We start from the raw sequence: 20,823 nt of genomic DNA, 5'->3' as shown, positions 1-20,823 counted from the left end.
TACAGCCGCGCACCTTCCGATCGCTCAATGACGACCAGAATAATCAGAATCAGGCTGATTACTGGTGAACGTAGCATAAATCTATCTCCAAAACTTGTGTCTTTACTAATAAATGCTAAGCACTAAACTAGCAATAGATTTTGCGAAACACAACCTTTTATTTACAAATTCTTGAAATTTGTTTTCTTGCGTATAACATAACTCGGCGGATTGAAAACACTACAAATATTCCAACAACCCTCCTCGTATAGCAAAAAAATTGAGATTTTTTGCTATTTTTCTGCATTTTTTATCTAAAAACACTCAATCAAACTTGCGTTTTTAGCATACCTTGACTACCCTTGCGATCGGTAATTGCGTTCAGTTACTTTTGGAACTTAATACATAAGAAATAATAGAAATAAAATCAGGAGAGGAAATTATGAAGAAAATTATTGCAACAACGGTCGCTGCAGCGGCACTGATTAGTGGTTCAGCTTTTGCTGCTGGTGCTCAAACCGGTTTTGTAGTTGGTGGTAATGTTGGCTATGCATATTCACAAAATGGATGGCTTAAAAATGCTAATAACCTTCCGGGTGGTAAAAATGGAAATATTGCGGGTGGATTGCTTGTTGGATATGACTTTGCTTTAAGCCCTATGCTTAGTGTAGGTGTTGAGCTAGGTGGTCAATACTTTAATAAAATAAGTAAAAATGACGCTGGTAAACTCAATATGTGGAGCGTACCTTTATTTGCCACTGCAAAATTCTACATTCCAGGTGCCATGGGCTTAAATATCTTTGGAAAAGCTGGATATGCCTACAATAAACTTACTGGGGACACTGACGGTATGGCAACAAATTTATGGCGCCCAGTTGCAGCAACTGGGTTAGGATTCCAAATCAACCAAATAAATATCTTTGCTCAATATCAATATAACTGGTTACCTTTATACGGAGAAAATGCGGGCGAAAGCACAGTGTCTGTCGGTTTAACTTATACCCTTCCTATGTAATTAATTATCTCAGATCACTCTTTACTTTAGGCGAGCTATTGACTCGCCTTATTATTGCTTTATAGAGCCCATTATTTTGTAATGGCTAAAACCAAATATTTAAACTCAAAGCGCTTATCGTACCCTGAGCATCAGTCGAAGCGATGCACTGAGCATCAGTCGAAGTGGGTATGCTTATGCAACTATATACACATAAAGGCTTAGCCAACGCTTATAAAAGAGCAATGAAATCATATAGCTGATTGCCCATCATTTCGCACTCAGCCAACGTTCACACAACGCTAATGTGCAGGAAAGACAATTATTATCATATTCAACAGCTAGTTTACGCTATGCTTAGTTGGGTGATAAGTATAAAATATGCCATCGCTTAATAAAAAATGGATTGTTATATGCGGCATAAAGCGCGTAAGTTTCTAGGAAAAGTGCCGGTTGGTGTTGTTAAATTTATTATGAACCGTTACCGACCTTATCGCGGCGCGGGTATTAAGACATTACATATTGCCAAAGATTATCGCTATATTAAAGTTGCTATGCCATTAAAATGGTATAATCGCAATTATTTTGGTACACATTTTGGCGGGTCATTATTTGCGATGACTGATGCATTTTATCCAATAATGCTCAGTCACATTTTAGGGCAGGATTATATTATTTGGGACAAAAAATCTTCGATAGAATATATTGCCCCTGGCAAGACAACCGTTTATTGTGAGTTTCGTTTAAGTGATGAAGATATCGATCAAATAAGACAACAAACCACTGTTAATGGCAAAATATACTTCCAAAAAGACATTGAGATCTATGACCAAAATAAACAAACAATTGCTCGCGTTTTACGCACTATTTATATCAAAGACAAGAGATTTACTGCATCAGACAGTGACAAGCTTGTGAAAAGCTAGATGATTGGTTTTGCCAAGAAGTATTTTACATCTGTCGTAAGTCATTTTGCATTTTTGTATTTTTCTATATCCAATTGCGCGATGATTTGTGAAAATTTTGATTAAAAACATGTAGGAAATATATATTAGATATGAACTTGTATTTGATCATTAAATTTACCTTGCAAAATAATCTAAAAAGCTTTTAATTATCTTTATAAGACGGCAACATGATGGAGCAGTACGTAAAATGACTTTACCCCATAGCCCAATGGCTTTGATTAAAACTATTCTAATTATTGATGATGACAAAGAGATCACCAAAAGCTTAACGCAAACACTTCAAAGCCGCTTTAATCTTGAGACATTTGCTATTCATCATCCCAAAGAGGTCAATAAAACCTTAAACCAAAAACAGTTTGATGCCATTTTGCTTGATCTAATGCTACCTGAAACTGACGGTATTGAAGTATGTCGCCAAATTCGAAACATTACCAATACACCAATTGTAATGATTACCGCCTCACAAGAGGTTTCCGATCGCATCTTAGCATTTGATGCCGGTGTTGATGACTTTATAGTAAAGCCTTTTAGCACTTTAGAGTTAATGGCACGGATCAACGCCATTTATCGACGCATGACACATGCTTCGCCAGAGCTTAAAGATAAGATTTATCAGTTTGATCGTTGGCAGTTTGATACGCGTACTTCTTTATTGACAAATGAAAAGGAAGAGGTCCAGCTATCAACGGCTGATGCTAATTTGCTCATGGCTTTTCTTGAACATCCACGGCGGATTTTGGAGCGTGAGTTTCTACTTAATCACACTAATACGAGTAAACGTGATATTTATGATCGCGCAATTGATGTCCGCGTTGGTCTATTACGCAAGAAAATCGAAGAAAATACCAAACATCCTAAACTCATTCAAACCCACCATGGACGTGGTTATGTGTTTAATGCGCATGTTACCAAGAAAGCCATATGAAACAATATAAAAGTTTATTGTATATTTTAGTGTTTTTTGGATTAAGCATTATCTGTGTAAGCTATCTTTTCATGACCGCATATCGCCAGATCAATGAAGATATTCACGCAGAGCTTCATCATAAAATCGCTTGGGAAATTGCCAAAATTGTCAAATATGGTGAAAATGAAGACCTAAGGGAGTTTATTCAAACATTTGACAGTCAACACTTCTCTGATATACAGATTCAGCGTATTGAGCTTGAGATGGCTTTATCTAAAGCACCACAGTTTCACCCGGATTACACCATCAAGAATGCGCAAGATCTTGAGAAAAAAATATTGCAACATCAAACAGGCGTGCATAAGTTCTCAGTTTTTATTCATTCAGACCTATGGCTTAATATCCATGTAGTGAAAAATTACCATTACTTTTTTTCATTATTTACAGCCGAATTTGCAATTATCCTACTGATTGTTATATTACTGCTATTTGCTTGCTGGTTATTACTACGTTTATATCGATTGACTGAACTTAGCCAAAGCATGTTGATTGAACTTGGGCTTCCCCAAAACACATCCATTTACCTTGGATTAATTTCCGGTCCCAAAGCATTATTTGAACAAATGAAAACACGTATCTACAATTTGACGCGTACACGCGCGCAGTTGATGTCTTCGATTTCTCATGATATTAAAACACCCTTAACACGCATGCGTTTTCGCTTAGAGCAATTGGAGTTAAGGGGAGATACTGATGCGACTAAGAGTATGGCTGATATTGACCATATCAATGAGGTTGTTCAGAGCTTCTTATCACTGTCTAATCTACATTTTCAGCAGCGCAAAAAAATTGATCTGAACTTAATGTTACTAACACTACAAGACAACTACGCCGACATGGGGCATTATATTAATTACAAGGAAGCACCTAACATCATTGTCTATGGTTCAGCGCAAGTGTATAACCGCATATTAACAAACATTCTTGATAATGCCTTTCGCTTTGCTGATAAGGTTGACATTTCATTATCTCAAACCAAGCATCTCATTGAACTCATCATTCTTGATCATGGGCAAGGGATCCCTCACGATAAACTAAGCAAAATGACGCAATTTGGTTTCTCTGACAATAGCCAGAATACTAAAGAACATAAACAACACTACGGGCTAGGCTTAGCTATCGTCCATGAACTGGTTAGTCTCACTGGTGGTATGATCATCTTTGAAAATGATCATACTCTTGGCCTTAAAGTTACAATGACTTGGGCAAAATAAATTTTTCTTACATCATAACCATCTTCTTTTCTTGGTTAACATAGCTTTTGGAGTGGATAAAAGCCATCATAATTAACACTATACTAACCACTCCTATAATATATTCAGGTATTGCGATAAAGTTTTTTAACCACATCGTCAGTGCCAAATAACCGATTGAATAATGCGCACCATGCTCTAAAAAAGGTAGATTATTTAAGGTGTTTCTCTTAACTATAAAAAGGGTTAATGAACGAACAAACATCGCACCAATCGCTAACCCCAAGAGAATAATGATAATATCATTACTAATCACAAGAGCAGCAAACAAGCCGTCAAAGCTAAAAGAGGCATCTAACACTTCAAGATATAAAAAGCCAATAATACCTGCTTTAACAAGCGATGATAATTGATTCACCTTAGTATTGATTAATGCCAAGCAATGACTTAATAAAATACCCAATACCAGTGCAATGAGTACTGCAATTGATGCCTTATATATCCATACATAAACACTAAAGAAAATAACACCAAAAATCACCGCAATAATCAGTGGCAGAATGCTTGCGCGCTTATTAGCACATTTCTGCTCTAGCCAACTAAACCATAATGTACGCCCTTCATCTGTGAATAAAAAATTTAAAAAAATCATCAATAAAAACCCACCACCAAATGCACTGATCAATGCGTAATTACTGTCTAAAACGTGTTGAAACTCTGCCGTATTATGCAGCGCTAATCTCAAGGTGCTTAAGAAGGGCAATTGCGTACTGACACTTACCAGTAACACCGGGATTAATAAGCGCACAACAAATACAGCAACGAATATTCCCAACCACAAAAACATCTGCTGCCAAAATGACGACATTTTTGTTAATACTTTGGCATTAACGACTGCATTATCAAAACTTAAAGATACTTCAAGCACTGCCAATAGCACGATCAAATAAATGACATTAAGATAATGCGTCGGTTGATAGATCATACCCAATGCTAAACATATGATCGTCACAAAGCTTGATCCAATAAAGAAGCGTAGGTAATGCTGCATTTATATGTACTTAAGACTAGGCTAACATGCACTAATAGCACAACCATCTCCTAGCCCAGTCAGTTAAGGAAATAGTGTACTACCAGTCTTGCTAAACCTATGTGATTTCTCGACAATCAGTCGCATATGCCATGGCTTTGTTTGCCAATTATGTTGACATATGCCTTGGGTCGACACACCCAAGAAGCTACTCCCTAGTAGAAGTCGGGACATTATAACGTAGATATTATTTGTGTAAACAAGTTTTAAAAACTTAGCAACTAGCTGTACTGACACCAACCTCTGTGAATGCCTTTTTAACATCTGCTGTCGAATAGTGCAGATCTTTGGCAGCATTGACCACGCCACAAGCAGCCTGCTCAAAAGTCACTGAAGGTGTCCAATATTTGACATTTGCCAACATCATCGCATGAAACGCTTCTTTCACACCTTCAGCATATTGATTGGACAACCCTTGCACTTGATTATCAGATGCCCATGTGCTTGCCAATAAATAGAATGCTTTATTAAACACGCCACTACCAGTATGAACGATATATGATTGATTACCACGTGCTTTCTTAAGCATTTGATTGTAACTGATCTTGCATATCAGCGCCCCGTTAAGTGTCGGATCATAACAGTCAGCTGAAGCACCATCTTGTGATGGGTTATTCATATAACGTAAAGCTACGCCATCACCTTTCATAATGGTTTCACCTAATCCCCAACCAATCTGCCCTTTTGGGTCTTCTGGGTAAAACTTCACATAATTAATTTCGTTTTGGCTCAGTAAATAGGCTCTAACGGTTTGTCCTGCCATATCTGAAAATGCCTCATTTAAAGAACCTGATTGATTTGTATAAATAAGCCCTGAATGTTGTTCTGTAAAACCGTGACTTACTTCGTGACCTGCCACATCTAAAGATACCAGAGGATAAAAATCACTACCATCACCAAAGGTCATATTTTTACTATTCCAAAAAGCATTATCATAATTACTGCCATAATGGACACGCATCACAAGTTGCATCGGCTCATTATTTTCAGATAATGCATTAATGCCATACCAGTCTTTATACATATCAATAATAACATCACCAAAATATTGCGCGTCATTAATAGCAGAATATGCGCCATTAATCTCATCTTGCCCAGTATTTTTGCCACAGGTATAAGAATAAGGTGTGGTCGTATTATCATCCCACTTTTGTTGTAAATTGACGGTTCGCACACGAGTATTTTCCATCGTGCACTTTGTCCCTTTTTTTGTCACATCCAAAGAGGGCATCCCATCTTGACCATACCAATATTCTTGCACCTTTTCATTGCCACCAGGACCTGTATCCTCAAAATTTTGGATATTATCCCAGCTTGTCACCACTTGCCCTGTTTTAGCATCAACATAATAACGCATATCCTGTGGTTGATTATTTGCTTTTTGCGCGAAAAACTTAACCTGATAGATCAATTTTGGTTGTTGATTTTCAGTGATGATTTGTAGCTCAGCACTTGGTGCATTACCATTTAGATAATCCACCTGATAACCATTAGCATTTTCATTGTATACAGTCAAAGATTGGGCAATTGCCTGCTGCGCCGAAATATTTGGGCTTGTATCAACATTAAGGTCTTTAACCACTTCACCGTTGGCTTTTTCCTGATTAGCAGCTAATAACATATTATGTCCATTATTTTTAGCAATCGTAATCTGAGCGCCTACGACCTTGATCCCTTTATAATACTGCTGATAACGCTCATAATTAACACCAGCCATACTGGATTGAGATATTTGATTTAAAGTATTTATTTGCGGTGTTGCCATGAGCATTACATGCGCATTATTCACCTGATCTATTTGATTTGTTTGCAAATGAAACCCCTGTAAATCATCGATTGGTACATTGGTTAAATTAACCTTCTCTGCGGCATAAGCTCCTGTTGCTAACATACCTAAGCCTAATACAATACTCTTTTTAAACTTCATTCCTTTCTCCTTGTTATGACTATTTATCTCACAGCTTCTGGTTATAAATGAACATTGGGCAACAGATATTTACAACATCATTTATTAGCAAAAAATGCTGATAAAACATGTCTAAATACACTAATTGCAAGCAAAAGAAGCGATCCTTGCCTGTGTTTTAAATAAACTTTTCCCTTTGTTACATGAAATAGCTTTGCTATGACGGTAGTATTTTTACCACAACATTTTGGGCAGGTAAATAGAATGATTAAAAATTTGTAACAAATTGTATCTTTATGTTGATTGATACTAGATTAAACATACTCTTATTGAGCTACTTAAAAGTACCTTTAAAATAATATGCTTGATTTATATGTCAAAATGACATAATCTTACACAGGAACCCACTAACCAATATTTAAACCATGCATTTAATCAGTAGAGCAATGCTTATCGCATACTGCGAGTACAATACCCAAGCAACAGAACCACTGCTTGAGTGGGCGTACAAGATAAAATTATCTACTGCAAAAAGCCTGCATGAGCTAAGAGAGTCATTTGCTAATAGTGTTGACTCGGTGGGTAAGTATACAGTTTTTAATATTGGTGGTAATGCCTATAGATTAATTACTACCATTCATTACAACAGGCAAAAAGTATACACCAGAGCAATTTGGACTCATGCAGAATATAGTAAGCGTGCAAACCAAATGAAATTATTAAATGGAGGCATATAGCGATGTTAGAAACAAAAAAAACACAGCAAGCACTAAGTGTGGTTGCTCCATGGTTTAAGCCACCAACAAATGATAGCGAACTAAATCAGCTAATAAATTTATCCCTAGAGCTAGCTGACCTTATAGGCGACAACACTCAGCACGAATATTTACCCATTCTGGAGATAATAGAACAGCATATTGCTGATTATGAAAACATGCACTTGCCCGAGCTTTCGGAGCTAACCACACCCAACAAGCTGGTTCAGTTTCTTATGGCGGAATATAACCTTAAGCAAAAGGACCTTGTAGACATCTTCGGCAATCAAGGAAATGTTTCAAAATTTTTAAATGGACATCGCCAGCTAACCCTAGAGCAAGTAGCCAAACTAAGTAAGCGCTTTAATTTAAGTGCTGACGCTTTTATCTCTTGGGAGAATATGAATAATAGTGATTCAGTTCACTAATTTGAGCACCCTGAAGCTACTCTAATTAAGTAATGTACGGTAATTGTAATCATCAAATTTACTATCAGAAGGTATTATATTATCTTTCACTCCACAGCTATAAACTTCCTGCTGATAATCTTTCTCTGTTATCTCATATCTGATGCCCATATACCCTAAGTTAGGCGTAGGGCTATCATATAAATAACAACCCTTTTTATCAAATACCTCAATTTTCACTACTGGCAAACATGTTGATTCTCGTCTTGAGACCCATGGATTGGTCGGAGTATTTTGATATTTAGACATTATCTTTACTGCACCTGAACCAGATGATTCTGAAGCTGCTTCATCTCTTGCTTCTGCCTCGTCCAAAGCTGCAATCAATAAAGTGCTTGTGTCTTTGGTTATATTTTTATTGATTAATTCTAATTTCCATAACGTTAGGTCAGTCATTCTTTACTCCTTTCAACTATTTAGCACCCCACTGACTCAGATATCTCTGACACATAGGGATAGTAAAATGATACATTAATGCCATCTATCGAGAAAGTATAAATAAAAAAGTATCTAATAATTTGAGGCGTTATAAGATGATTATTTGGTGCGGACGGGGAGACTCGAACTCCCACGGTCACCCGCTGGAACCTAAATCCAGTGCGTCTACCAATTTCGCCACGTCCGCAAAGACTGGGGTGAACGATGGGACTTGAACCCACGACAACCGGAATCACAATCCGGGGCTCTACCAACTGAGCTACGCCCACCATAAATTGTAATATTGCAGCCTAAGTTGCTAGAGCTGCTTTTTCTAAGCTCGGCTCCTGCCTCACTAAGAAAACCGGTGCTGCGCTGTCCGTGCTTCGCCTGTTCGATCTAAAACTGTCTGACAGTTTCTTAACGATCTCACCCAACTTGAGCTACGCCCACCATAAACTCTTTTAATGGTACGCCCGGCAGGATTCGAACCTGCTACCCTCGGCTTAGAAGGCCGATGCTCTATCCAGATGAGCTACGGGCGCATTTTCTCTTCCGCCATTGACGGCAATAATGGTCGGAGCAGAGGGATTCGAACCCCCGACCCTCTGGTCCCAAACCAGATGCGCTACCAAACTGCGCTATGCTCCGAATATTTTATAATGGTGGCCAGAGGCAGAATCGAACTGCCGACACGAGGATTTTCAGTCCTCTGCTCTACCGACTGAGCTATCTGGCCAATGCCGCATATTAAAGCGGATTTACCCAACTCGGTCAAGCACTTTTTTGAATAATTTACTCCACCACTGAGAAAGGCTACAAACTAGACAAACAAAGGCTTTGGTTGTTTGCATTAAATACAATTTTATCCCCAATCTTGCTAATTTCTACGCTACAATGCTGACTATCCATTTCAATCACTAAGGAGTAAAATTCATTATGTTATCGATTATCGTCGCCTATGATCAAAAGCAAGGCATTGGTATTAAAAACAGTTTGCCTTGGAAGTTATCTAATGACTTAAAAAACTTTAAAAAACTGACCGAAAACAATTATATCGTCATGGGACGCAAAACATTTGACTCGATTGGGCAAGCACTTCCCAATCGCAAGAATATTATTCTGACACGCAAAAAAAATTATACACAAGATAATTGTGCCATCATCCATGACATTGAACATATCCTCAATCTAGCCAAAGAGAAGCCACATTATGAAATTTTCATTATCGGTGGTGCTGAAATTTATGCTGCTTTTCTACCCTTTGTTGATCGTTTATATATTACAAAAGTGCATACTATAAAAGAGTCAGATGCTTTTTTTCCAAGATGGCAAGAGTCACAATTCAAACGCATTGGGCAACGCAGCTATCAAAGGGATCAAAACAATGAATGTGACTTTGATTTTGAAGTATGGGAAAGGCTTTAGTAGCTTTAATGTTGATGGTATAAAATATCATCATGCAAAAGTACCAAGTAGCTAATGAAAATCATATAGAAAGTGTTTTTGGATTAGCTATATACATCCATCCGTAATTTTATACACCTTGTCCATTTCGCTGGCAAAGCGCTCATCATGTGTCACAACGACAAATGCTGTTTTAAATGCATTACTCAACTCGTGCATTAACTTCAATACTTTCTCTGAGTTTTCAGCATCAAGGTTGCCGGTTGGTTCATCCGCCAAAATGCAACTGGGTTTAGTCACTAAAGCACGAGCAATTGCAACACGTTGGCGCTCACCACCGGATAATGCACTGGGCTTATGTTTAATGCGATGCGCTAAACCTACCGCTTCAAGCATATGCATAGCATCTTTTTGTGCTTGAATTTTTGAGATATCTTTACGCATCATCAACGGCAACATCACATTATCTTGTGCACTAAACTCAGGTAATAAATGGTGAAATTGATAAATAAAGCCTAAGTGCTTATTTCTGAGCAAAGCGCGTTTATTAGGCGATAATGAATCAATGCGTTTACCCGCTAGATAAACCTGCCCTTTAGTGGGAGAATCAAGTCCTGCTAACATATTCAACAATGTGGTTTTACCAGAGCCCGATTGACCTAAAATTGCGACTTTTTGCCCATAATCGACATGCAAATCAATGCCATGCAGGACCCCTGTCTCAAACTTGCCTTCTTTGTAAACCTTGTCAAGGCCTTCACAAAAAATAGCATACTGATTAATATCCGAGTTACTCATAACGCAAGGCCTCCGCTGGTTGGACTCTTGAGGCACTCCATGCCGGATAAAGTGTGGCTAAGAAACTCAAAATAAGCGAGGCAATTGCAACATGCACCAAATCACCCATAATCAGTTTTGATGGAATAAAATCAATTTGATAAACACTCGGACTTAAAAATTGCACATGAAAAACCATCTGAATCCAGTTAACAATTTCTGTGGCATTAATTGATAAAACAATTCCTAGAATAATGCCGATAACCGTACCAATTATACCAATTGCTAAACCTTGAATAATAAAGGTCATAATAATCTGGCGCGATGACATGCCTAAGGTGCGCATAATCGCAATATCTGAGCGTTTATCAGTAACCACCATCACTAGTGATGACAATAGATTAAAAATTGCTACGGCTATAATTAACATTAAGATAAAAAACATCATTGTTTTTTCCATTTGCAATGCCTGGAAAAAGCTCTTATTTTCATCTGTCCAATCACGCGCCATATAAAAATCTGGCAGAATTTGATTATTTAACATCTCCTTTAAAAATGGTGCTTGATAAATATCTTTTACACCCAGTTGCAAGGCTGTAACTGAATTCCCCATTTGAAATAGTTTCGCTGCGTCTTCAATGTTTACTAAAGCATAATAACTATCATATTGGTAACTCACACTAAAGATGCCCGAGACTTTAAACTGCTTCAAACGTGGAATCATGCCAGCAGGTGTTAGATTTGCTTGCGGCACAATAAGGGTAACCTTATCTCCTATTTTGACGCCTAATGAGTCTGCCAAATATTTACCCAGAACGATATTAAACTTACCCGATTGCAATGATGACAACCTTCCTTGTTGCATATGCTCAGCAATCGGCACCACAGAGCGCTCATATTTTGGATTAATCCCTTGAATCGCGGCAAAGGCATTGGTGGCATTGGCTGATAACATGCCTTGGCCTTCGATAATGGGAGCTGCCCCTGAAATAAGCTTATCCTTTTGTTTTAGTGTTTGTGCTAGGCTCTCCCAGTTATATAGCTTACCTCCTGCTTGGTAAACTTTAACCGGTGGCACCATCATTAAAATACGATCTTTGATTTGCTCGTCAAAGCCGTTCATCACTGACATTACTGTAATTAACACAGCAACACCCAAAGCAATCCCAATAAATGAAATGGCTGAAATAATCGAAATAAACTGATTTTTCTTTTTCGCACGTAAATAACGCAAACCAATAAACAATGGTAACGGTCGATACATCTATTCATCCGTCAAATTAAACGCATCAGCATCATATCATAGTTGTGCTTGATGACATACAGTGATGCTAGGGATAATCGTTTTGATCTCATCATGTAATTGAACATCAGAATATTGATCATCGTTTACTTTGATTCCATACACAACAACTAATAATTCAGATGACAATCTCACTTTTTTTGTTTATTTTGCAGCGACAACATACCCATACAATTAAACGAGGAAGTTAAAACATGCTTAAGAAAGTTATATTAATTACATCTTGTGTTGTCTTTGCGTCATTAACACAAACAACATTTGCCAATACGTATAGCACATTAAATCCGGGAGTAACAACGAGTGAGCTTAGCCATCGCATGCCGGTGCACTGGGTGTCTATTGCGCAAATCAAACAGAGTTTAACCAATACACAACCCATTAATGTTGGTTTTGATGTCGATGATACTTTGTTATTCTCAAGCCCTGGCTTCTTTCGTGGCAAGCAAGAGTTCTCTCCTAAAAGCAATAAATATCTCAGTAACCCACAGTTTTGGCAAAAGATGAATAATGAGTGGGATTATTTCTCCATTCCAAAGCAATCAGGATATGCACTCATTCAGATGCATCTTAAACGGGGAGACCATATTTACTTTATTACTGGCAGACCGAAAACAAAAACGGAACAATTAACCCGCATTCTACAACATGATTTTGATATTCCTAAAGATAAAATGAATCCAGTTATCTTTAGCGGCCCTAAGCATGGCGCTAAAACGCCTTATATCAAAGAGCATAAAATCACGCTTTATTACGGTGACTCTGATAGTGATATTACTGATGCACGTGCTGCTGGGGCAAAAGCAATTCGTGTTCTGCGCCCATTGAACTCAACAAATAAACCTATGCCACACAGTGGTAAATTTGGTGAAGAGGTGCTGGTCAACTCACAAAAATAAACTTAATTTGAACTTATGTGCATTTAACACTTGATTTTAAACTTATTTAGAACATAATGAGCGATAAATCAATGGAAATGAGATGCATCCATGTTAAATAACAAAGAGCAGCAAGTTTTAAACATTATTCAAACTTTCCAAACTGAAAACGGCTATTCTCCAACTTTTAGTGATATTGCAGATGCTTTGAACCTTAAATCAAAAGCCACAGTTTCTTACCACATCAAAGCACTTAAAGAAAAAGGTTATATTCATATCCCCAAAGGCAAACGCAAACATATTGAAATCATTGATCAAGCACATAATAAACATCACAATTCCTTACATTTGCCATTGATTGGTACGATTGCCGCTGGTTTACCATTAGAAGCTTATGAGATAATTGAAACCATCGATTTATCTGAACTTTTAAATATGCCTGATCGCTATTTATTGAAAATCTCAGGCAATTCAATGCAAGACAGTGGCATCTTAGACAATGATCTTGTATTGATTCAAAAACAGCATATTGCCCGCAATGGGCAAATTGTCGTGGCATTCATCGATGAAAAGGAAGCTACTTTAAAGGAATTTAAAATGCAGGATAACAAAACTGTAACACTTATCCCGCATAATAAAGACCTCCCCCCGATGGTCTATCCTGCGCATCGCGTGAGCATTCAAGGTGTTTACTTAGGAATGCGCTTGGATAGGTCATTTTTACTATAAAAAAGAAAAGGAGAAAATCATGCTGAAATTCAACAGCCATATCAGTTATACTTTACGGATAAGTAAATATGACCAAAAACATTATGAACAACGCCGCCAAGCGCTAAAACAGCGCCTTTATCAAAGCGTATAATGTCAATAATTTAAATTAAAGTAAAAACTAAGCCAGGAGGGTTTATGAAACATTCATCTTCTTTTGAAAGTAATCTGCGTCACACTGAACTTAAGCTTGAGGCTGAAGAAATGTTAAGTGCAGGTGTACCTTTATCGGTGATTGCCAAAACGCTAAAACTGAAAATCAGCGATATTTTAGACTTGCAATAAATACCACTACTATATGAGGTTGTTTACACTGACCACCACCAAAGAAGCACTGAAATTAAGTGATTTTTTAGCACAGATTAAACCGACTATTGATGCACCTTCTGTTTTACTTAGACAGTTAAACTCTTTGTTGTTGTTATTGATGTTCGCTCTATCGGGTTTTTCTAGCTCTAATAATTTCTTAGCCAGTGATAATTTTAGCAATATTGGTCTGTTTCGCTCACCTGAGCAATCCTTTAACCAACTGAGTATTACTGGAACTCAAAATAAAGGTGAAATCACCTTATGCTGGCGTATTCCCAAAGGGCAGTATCTTTATAAAAATAAAATCAGCATACAACTACAACATGCCGACCAAGCAAAGGTTGGCGAGATTTATTTTCCTCCGGCAATTGCACACCCTGTATTTAAAAATGAACCCGTTTATACAAATCAATTATTATTACAAGTCCCGCTCTCAGGTAAAATCACCCCCCAAAGTAAGCTCGAAATTAAATATCAAGCCTGTGATAACAATCTATGTTATTTGCCTCAAATCAAAGAAATGACGATTGATCAAAACGTATTACCCTATGAACATAATGATTTTAACTGGTTAGGCATTTTCGCACTTCTAGGCGTTGGTTTGTTGCTTGCCTTCACACCTTGCGTGTTACCTATGTTACCGATTATCAGTGCGATTGTTATCGGTAGAAACCACAGTAAATTTTACAGCTTCCTTTTAGCCCTTTCCTATGTATTGGGCATGTCAGTAATGTACGCCGCTTTGGGCATTATTATTAGCATCATTGGACTGTCTTTTCAAATTTTCTTTCAACAAATCTGGGTAATCATTTTACTTGCCTTGCTATTTGTTGTGTTAGCTTTATCGATGTTTGGTGTATTTCAGATTCAACTGCCCCAAGGGCTTAGCACACATCTTGGTCAATCACAACAAAAGATTAAAACCGGTGGCATCTTTGCTAGTTTCTTGATGGGTGCAATTGCAAGCTTGGTATTATCACCCTGTACATCAGCACCACTGATTGGTGTATTAACTACCATTGTACAAACAGGCGATATTTTCTACGGTGGACTTGCACTCTTTGCATTAGGCCTTGGGATGGGTATACCACTGCTGCTGATTGCTCTTGGCCTTAAACGCTTTGTGCCAAAATCTGGTGCATGGATGCAGGAAATCAAAGTCATCTTTGGTTTTGCAATGCTAGCAATGGCAGTTTTCATCTTAAGTCGAATTATCGTATTAGAAGCCATCATTTTTAGCCTGTACGCTTTATTGATTAGTTGTTATCTACTCTATCTTGTTTACGCATCTGTAATGTCCGAATCTATGCAACAAAAAACCAAGCATTTTATTGCTGTCGTTATCATACTTTTAACGCTCTTAACTTTAGTTACTAGCCACAGATTATATACCCCAAGCAAACAAAATATGACATCAATGCAAAATGATTTTACTACCGTTTTTAATAAGCAAGAGTTAGCGCAACAAGTCACTTTAGCACTAAAAACACACCAATATGTTTTAATTGATTATTTTGCACATTGGTGTGAGAACTGCTTGAAACTTAAAGCTATTTTACTCTCTCCAACCATGCAGGATTATTTTGAAAAATATAATATTAAAGTTATTAAGGTAGATGTCTCAGACTATAATGCCAGCAGTACAGAGCTACTTGAAGCGGCAAACGTATTAGGCCTACCCACACTGATTTTGCGCAATCAACAAAATATCGAGATTAAACGTATTGCTGGGGTTGTTGATGTTGACACCCTGATACAAAGTTTTACGACAGTACGCTTAAAACAACCTGAGACTATAAATTAATTCGCCCATTAGCATATTGATGTATTAGCGCTTTAAAAACACTTTGATATTTTAGCCCTTGAGCTTTTGCTTTTTCCAGTTCACTCTCTTTAATAGCCAAACTGATCTGCCGAGTTTACCTCCTTGCTCAACCTCGTATTTAAAAGCAAAGAATCCTTATTTTATTTTACAAACACTTTCACTTCGACCACTTGCGGGGAATTGATATAGAAAAATCGCGTCACGACATAAGCTACATATCTAACATAGGCATAATAATGTGGATAAGTAGCTTCGATAAAGAGTACATTACTGACATGATCATAATAAATCGCTCTAATCACCGATTTAAAAAATTGATATTTTTCTGCATTTTCCTCACCATAAAGAAATTTTAATGCTAATAAGAACCCATTATTCTTACGAATATCAAGATCTGAAAATGCTCTAAATACCTGTACCACACGATCAATATGGCGAAAGCTATTCAGTCTATACTCAGATTTTAGGGTAATCAATTCAAAGTGTGTACTCTGCGTGGTAAAGCTATTGGTACTCACCTTGATTAAACTGCCATGTTCAGATTTTTGTGTCCAGTCTACTTTTGCAAAAACCCTTTTCTCAACATCTAATGCTTCATTAATATCCTTGGGAGAGTAGCTTAGTTTACCAACATGCTTATGAAAGACATACTCACTCACCGTATGATTATAATAATCCTTATACAACTGATTATTAACCCATACTTGATGAACATAACAAGCACGAGCATCGGGATCCTCAGGGTGCAGCAAAGGAATTTTATCATAGCGTTGGTCAATTTTTTGCGATGTTGAATAGGCTTCAAACAGATTAAATAGCGGGATAATGTTGGTAACAAACAGTCGATCCTTCTGGCTGATGAGTTCAAAAAAATCCGCTCTATCATAGATCCCCACAGGAAACATTAATAGTATCTGTTTAACTTTTGTTGTCGTTTCGGTCACCGGGATTTGCGACAACTCGATGCTTAATTTCAGAGAAAATTCAGGTGACAATAAATCTAGACGCGTTTTATCATTTAAGCCTAACGTGTATGCATCGCTATTGTAAACAGTCGCCAAGACCTCCTTTTGTGTGCCATCATCATAGGTTACACGCACTTTAATTTTGCGCTCTTGTAGTGCCATTTCTTTTAACTGACACAGCTTAAATTCCGCTTGTTTCCATAGCAAAGGGTTAACCCATAGATCAAAGACATTATGATTAAGCTCTGTTGCTACATCAGTTTGTAATGAAACTTGTGTTAAGGTACTCGTTAAATCGACATGATCAACTTTGAAGCACGTCAAATTAACTTCGCTTAAATTGCTATAATGAAACCGTTTTTTTGCCTGGATATCATAAACATCAAAGTGCTCTTTTGGTTCAAGATTTAAGCATGCTTTTTTAATCTTTGATTTCACAGCAATGAGCATATGCTTAGGCAATTGCATTAATAGATTTTGATTATAGCGCGATAAACGGTAATCTCGCTCACTTCTAAGTTGTGCCACCAAGTTGCTCTGAATATCCTTACCCAATGCCTCAAATAAATGGGTCAATACCTGATAATGATCATCAGATAAATCATAGTTTTTGCTAACAAAAGCCGTTTTTTCATCAAAAAAATTCATACCCTTCACCCTGTCATTGTCGTCATTTGTGATGGATTAATAAAGCTAATAACCCCGCCAACTGCCGTCGTACACATCGCTTTATTGTTCATCGTATTAATCGGAGAACCTTGCACCATCGTCATAATATTCGTTGGGATAAATTGTCCTGCTGGAATGCACGGCGAAATTGGCTTTAATGGGTTCCAAGCTGGATTCGTCACTGCCGTGCAACTTGGCATTGGCAAGATATTTACCATTGGGGCAGCATCGGTTATATTCGCTGCCGGTTTATTATTAATTAGCACGGTTGCACGCAAAGTACTATACATACCAGGCCCCAAACCAAAAGTGCATAACATTTGTGAGCTTGTACAAGTGACCATTGTTGCCTGAGGCGAACCACTACTGACACTTAATGCACTTGCCGCTTGACCACTTAATACCGCTGTATTACTAATCGCGTTATTTAAATTTGCTAGTGCAACCTCAAGTTGTGTTTGCTCGGTTATTTGCTTTGTTGTTTGTGCATTTTGGATATCTCGCTGCTGAACTGCGATCATATTTTGCATCTGTATCATCTTTGCCTGCATTTCATCTAACGCTTTGGCTGCATTTTTTGACTTTTGCACATATGAACTAATCTCAGCTGTTGCTGAGGCTAAAGCACTATTAATCTCATTAATTTCATCTTCAATATGCGCCAGATTCTTACAACTTTGCAGCTGATTTAATAGCTCGGGTGTTTCAGGGATTAAGTCATTGACACTAGGAACACCCGATGTTGACATACTAGGTGTTGCTCTACTTAACAAAGCTTGCATGTTAGGTAGAGACTCACCCCCCGTAGCCTTAATAAAGTTTTGTTGATCCAATGCCATAAATTGATTTTGATAATTAAGTACTGGTAATAAAACATCATTAAGGGTTGCCACACTGACCATAGAAACACCATTAGGTAATGGAACCTCCTGATTTAGCAATATTGACAAACAATTTTGTAGGTCTTGTAAAGGAGATAATAGATCACCCGACAAAGGTGGTAGGTTTGAGACTCCCATTAAAGGTGGCATTGAAAAACTTATCGCATTTGCTAAATTTTGACATAATACATCAAGTGCTATTTGAATGTGTTTAAGTATGATTAATACATTAGGCAGTGACATCGTATTAAGATCAATTCCTTGTAGAAAGCCCGCAAGATCAGGCAATGAAGCCAAGCTTGGCGTATTGATATTAGTTGTATTAGTATTAGACAAATTGATCCGGGCAATAAGCGATTTCAGCTGACTAAAGGCCTCCAAGACATCATCACACAAACAACTTGCCATTTGCATATTCGCTGTAGGCGTTTTGGGTAGATTTTGCGACAAATTTTTAAGCTTCATAATTTCCGCATTGATACTCTCCTGCAATGCCAATGATGTACTGTCTTGCTCACTTAACATTACATTTAAACTTGCCATATATGGTCCAACAATAGTACTACTATCAAAGCTTCTACCTTGAGGCAATTTGGGCAAATGCTCTAATGCAGCTTGTAGCTCATTCATTTTTGGCAGTATCTCTTGTGCATTAAAACTCATATCAGGCACACATGGACAAAGTGAATCATGTAATGCATTAGCATTTGCAGTAAGCTGTGATTGGAATGCTAAAGCAGTTGGAATTTGTTGTTTAAAATAATCTAACGCTGCTGTCGTACTTTGTAATTGCATTTGATAATTTGCTAAGAGTTCATCACTACTTGGGTTTCCTTGCCATGCCAACGCACTTGTTTTTAATCCCGAGAATTCTGCCATAACTGCATTATTTGCCGTGGTTAATTCTGATAATGGTGATGTGCTCACCTGTGATTGGGCAATGAGTAAACTTATCGTTACTTTCGCAACACTCGTCAAATAATCACTTTGCAACCGTGTCACTTGTTGCGATGGCAGATTTGCAAATGCTTGCTCTAATCGCGCCTGCTTAGCAATTTGTAAATCACTGCCAATAAGATAAGATGCACCATGATCATTCAATATCTTTACTACACCATCACCTGCAACAACCTCCATCTTGCGATTTTCTGTTGTCTGACTTTGCTTGACTGCTATTGATTGTGCATCGCTTAGCATCCGCGCCTTTTTACTGACGTTTTCAGCCACAAGTGGTAAACCAGCAGGTACAACAAACATCGACCAACTTTGCATTTGTCCATTAAGCTTATTAAGCGCTTGTTGCTTTTGTGTCTCTTGTGTACTATTTGCCAGCGCTTGCACATGTATCGCTGCCGCATTAGGATCTCCTAACTGCACATTTTGTACTTTAGCAGCTTCTTCATGATAACTGACAATCGATTTAATCATTTCTACATCATGATCGGGAAGCTTTATTTGCCCCGTTTGTTGCAAAAAGTATGTATTTTTCATCATCAATTGATCTGTTGTAGGCAAAACAGCAATGTTTGCAGTTTTAGCATCAAAAGGGGCATTGGGATAACGCATAAAATCAGCTAAGGTTTGCTTATTTGCAATATCACTTACTGCAGCTTGCTCCCCACTTTCTTTATTTTCTTTATTTCCTTTACTCAAATCACTTAATTCTTTTGATAGATTCTCTTGATAGTCAGCATACGCCTGTGTGTGACTATTGATATCTTCAATACTATCTTCTGCATCTAAGCTCAGAATATTTTTATGAATCTGTACCAAACTTGTTTTTTGACTGCCCTCTGTTGCTGCATTAGTAGTGCTTGATATCGACTCTTGTGCTTGGCTTTTTTTTAGCTGATCATTCAAGACTTTGATATACTCACTACTTGGTGTCATGGTTTGCGGGTCAACATCAACTCGCTGGGCTTGTCGCGTTATTAATGCCTGCTTTTCACTTTGCTGAAAATGACTTACTTGTGTACTTAGACTCTCGGAGATTTTGGCAAGTTTGGACATATCACCAAGCAACCTTGCATCGGTTAATGCATTATTTGCCGCCTTTAAGTTTTGCACACTTGAGACATCCGGTGCTTGAGTTGACTTGGAAGTTAAATCCGCGATTAGTTTTTGCGTTTGATCAAGATTGACATTTTCAAGTCCTGTTGCTTGATACTCTGGTGAGGAATATTGTTTCAATGTACTGAAATTGCGCTGTAATACACTGCTTTTTTGTCTTAACCCTTGCAGTTCACTCTCATGGTAAACCAATAAATTCTCGATAAACTTTTGAAAATATACCAATTCATTTGCCATA

Annotated in this window: 19 protein-coding genes and 5 tRNA genes; 11 read left to right on the top strand and 13 right to left on the bottom strand. The window is 37.6% G+C overall.

What is annotated here, in order from left to right:
* Positions 1-421 precede the first annotated feature (421 nt).
* From DNK85_RS09165 to DNK85_RS09150, 4 genes are all read left to right on the top strand, one after another.
* Positions 422-994 (top strand): outer membrane beta-barrel protein, encoded by a 573-nt coding sequence (locus DNK85_RS09165; protein WP_119329269.1) that lies wholly within the window; start codon positions 422-424, stop codon positions 992-994.
* 392 nt (positions 995-1,386) lie between these two features.
* Positions 1,387-1,899, top strand: coding sequence for a DUF4442 domain-containing protein (locus DNK85_RS09160; RefSeq protein WP_119329268.1), 513 nt, complete (start codon positions 1,387-1,389; stop codon positions 1,897-1,899).
* Between the two features lie 229 nt (positions 1,900-2,128).
* Complete coding sequence (locus tag DNK85_RS09155; protein WP_119329267.1) at positions 2,129-2,866, top strand: response regulator; 738 nt, start codon at positions 2,129-2,131, stop codon at positions 2,864-2,866.
* Complete coding sequence (locus DNK85_RS09150; protein WP_119329266.1) at positions 2,863-4,122, top strand: sensor histidine kinase; 1,260 nt, start codon at positions 2,863-2,865, stop codon at positions 4,120-4,122. Before DNK85_RS09155 ends, DNK85_RS09150 begins: the two co-directional genes overlap by 4 nt.
* 7 nt (positions 4,123-4,129) lie before the next feature.
* Here the strand turns inward: DNK85_RS09150 and DNK85_RS09145 are convergent, their stop codons facing one another.
* Entirely contained in the window at positions 4,130-5,152 is a 1,023-nt protein-coding gene (locus tag DNK85_RS09145; protein ID WP_119329265.1) for a DUF475 domain-containing protein, read from the bottom strand.
* Between the two features lie 253 nt (positions 5,153-5,405).
* Complete coding sequence (locus DNK85_RS09140) at positions 5,406-7,118, bottom strand: M4 family metallopeptidase (protein WP_208123163.1); 1,713 nt, start codon at positions 7,116-7,118, stop codon at positions 5,406-5,408.
* 425 nt (positions 7,119-7,543) lie between these two features.
* Between DNK85_RS09140 and DNK85_RS09135 the strand changes: the two genes are divergently transcribed.
* On the top strand, positions 7,544-7,834 hold the full coding sequence (locus DNK85_RS09135; RefSeq protein ID WP_208123162.1) for a type II toxin-antitoxin system HigB family toxin: 291 nt from the start codon (positions 7,544-7,546) through the stop codon (positions 7,832-7,834).
* 2 nt (positions 7,835-7,836) lie between these two features.
* On the top strand, positions 7,837-8,280 hold the full coding sequence (locus DNK85_RS09130; RefSeq protein ID WP_119329263.1) for a helix-turn-helix domain-containing protein: 444 nt from the start codon (positions 7,837-7,839) through the stop codon (positions 8,278-8,280).
* A gap of 21 nt (positions 8,281-8,301) precedes the next feature.
* On the opposite strand, the gene DNK85_RS09125 is transcribed toward DNK85_RS09130, so the two are convergent.
* The 6 genes from DNK85_RS09125 to DNK85_RS09100 form a co-directional block, all read right to left on the bottom strand.
* A complete protein-coding gene (locus DNK85_RS09125) occupies positions 8,302-8,715 on the bottom strand; it encodes a hypothetical protein (RefSeq protein WP_119329262.1) in 414 nt (137 codons plus the stop codon).
* A gap of 146 nt (positions 8,716-8,861) precedes the next feature.
* Positions 8,862-8,944, bottom strand: a tRNA-Leu gene (locus tag DNK85_RS09120).
* Between the two features lie 6 nt (positions 8,945-8,950).
* Positions 8,951-9,026 (bottom strand) — tRNA-His (locus DNK85_RS09115).
* Between the two features lie 178 nt (positions 9,027-9,204).
* Positions 9,205-9,281, bottom strand: a tRNA-Arg gene (locus DNK85_RS09110).
* Between the two features lie 29 nt (positions 9,282-9,310).
* Positions 9,311-9,387, bottom strand: a tRNA-Pro gene (locus tag DNK85_RS09105).
* A gap of 12 nt (positions 9,388-9,399) precedes the next feature.
* Positions 9,400-9,475 (bottom strand) — tRNA-Phe (locus DNK85_RS09100).
* Between the two features lie 200 nt (positions 9,476-9,675).
* Between DNK85_RS09100 and DNK85_RS09095 the strand changes: the two genes are divergently transcribed.
* Positions 9,676-10,164 (top strand): dihydrofolate reductase, encoded by a 489-nt coding sequence (locus tag DNK85_RS09095; RefSeq protein WP_119329261.1) that lies wholly within the window; start codon positions 9,676-9,678, stop codon positions 10,162-10,164.
* Between the two features lie 87 nt (positions 10,165-10,251).
* Here the strand turns inward: DNK85_RS09095 and lolD are convergent, their stop codons facing one another.
* Genes lolD through DNK85_RS11590 form a run of 3 tightly spaced genes read right to left on the bottom strand, consistent with a single transcriptional unit; the run spans position 10,252 to position 12,358 of the window.
* Positions 10,252-10,926, bottom strand: coding sequence for a lipoprotein-releasing ABC transporter ATP-binding protein LolD (lolD, locus tag DNK85_RS09090; RefSeq protein ID WP_119329287.1), 675 nt, complete (start codon positions 10,924-10,926; stop codon positions 10,252-10,254).
* A 7-nt stretch (positions 10,927-10,933) separates the two neighbouring features.
* Positions 10,934-12,184: a lipoprotein-releasing ABC transporter permease subunit gene (locus tag DNK85_RS09085; protein WP_119329260.1), complete on the bottom strand. Its 1,251-nt coding sequence runs from the start codon at positions 12,182-12,184 to the stop codon at positions 10,934-10,936.
* A gap of 36 nt (positions 12,185-12,220) precedes the next feature.
* A complete protein-coding gene (locus DNK85_RS11590; RefSeq protein ID WP_162896644.1) occupies positions 12,221-12,358 on the bottom strand; it encodes a hypothetical protein in 138 nt (45 codons plus the stop codon).
* Positions 12,359-12,417: 59 nt separating this feature from the next.
* On the opposite strand from DNK85_RS11590, the gene aphA reads away from it, so the two are divergent.
* From aphA to dsbD, 4 genes are all read left to right on the top strand, one after another.
* Entirely contained in the window at positions 12,418-13,119 is a 702-nt protein-coding gene (gene aphA / locus DNK85_RS09080; RefSeq protein WP_119329259.1) for an acid phosphatase AphA, read from the top strand.
* A gap of 90 nt (positions 13,120-13,209) precedes the next feature.
* A complete protein-coding gene (gene lexA, locus DNK85_RS09075; protein ID WP_119329258.1) occupies positions 13,210-13,827 on the top strand; it encodes a transcriptional repressor LexA in 618 nt (205 codons plus the stop codon).
* 177 nt (positions 13,828-14,004) lie between these two features.
* Positions 14,005-14,151, top strand: coding sequence for a hypothetical protein (locus tag DNK85_RS11585; protein WP_162896643.1), 147 nt, complete (start codon positions 14,005-14,007; stop codon positions 14,149-14,151).
* A 13-nt stretch (positions 14,152-14,164) separates the two neighbouring features.
* Positions 14,165-15,979 (top strand): protein-disulfide reductase DsbD, encoded by a 1,815-nt coding sequence (dsbD, locus tag DNK85_RS09070; RefSeq protein WP_119329257.1) that lies wholly within the window; start codon positions 14,165-14,167, stop codon positions 15,977-15,979.
* Positions 15,980-16,140: 161 nt separating this feature from the next.
* On the opposite strand, the gene iglH is transcribed toward dsbD, so the two are convergent.
* Entirely contained in the window at positions 16,141-17,613 is a 1,473-nt protein-coding gene (gene iglH, locus DNK85_RS09065) for a type VI secretion system baseplate subunit TssF/IglH (protein WP_119329256.1), read from the bottom strand.
* A gap of 5 nt (positions 17,614-17,618) precedes the next feature.
* Complete coding sequence (locus DNK85_RS09060) at positions 17,619-20,822, bottom strand: DUF4280 domain-containing protein (RefSeq protein ID WP_119329255.1); 3,204 nt, start codon at positions 20,820-20,822, stop codon at positions 17,619-17,621.
* Position 20,823 lies beyond the last annotated feature (1 nt).

Source organism: Cysteiniphilum halobium, assembly GCF_003574425.1.
GTDB lineage: Bacteria > Pseudomonadota > Gammaproteobacteria > Francisellales > Francisellaceae > Caedibacter > Caedibacter halobius.
The sequence above is the reverse complement of the archived record's forward strand: the minus strand, read 5'-3'. Positions and strand labels throughout refer to the sequence as shown.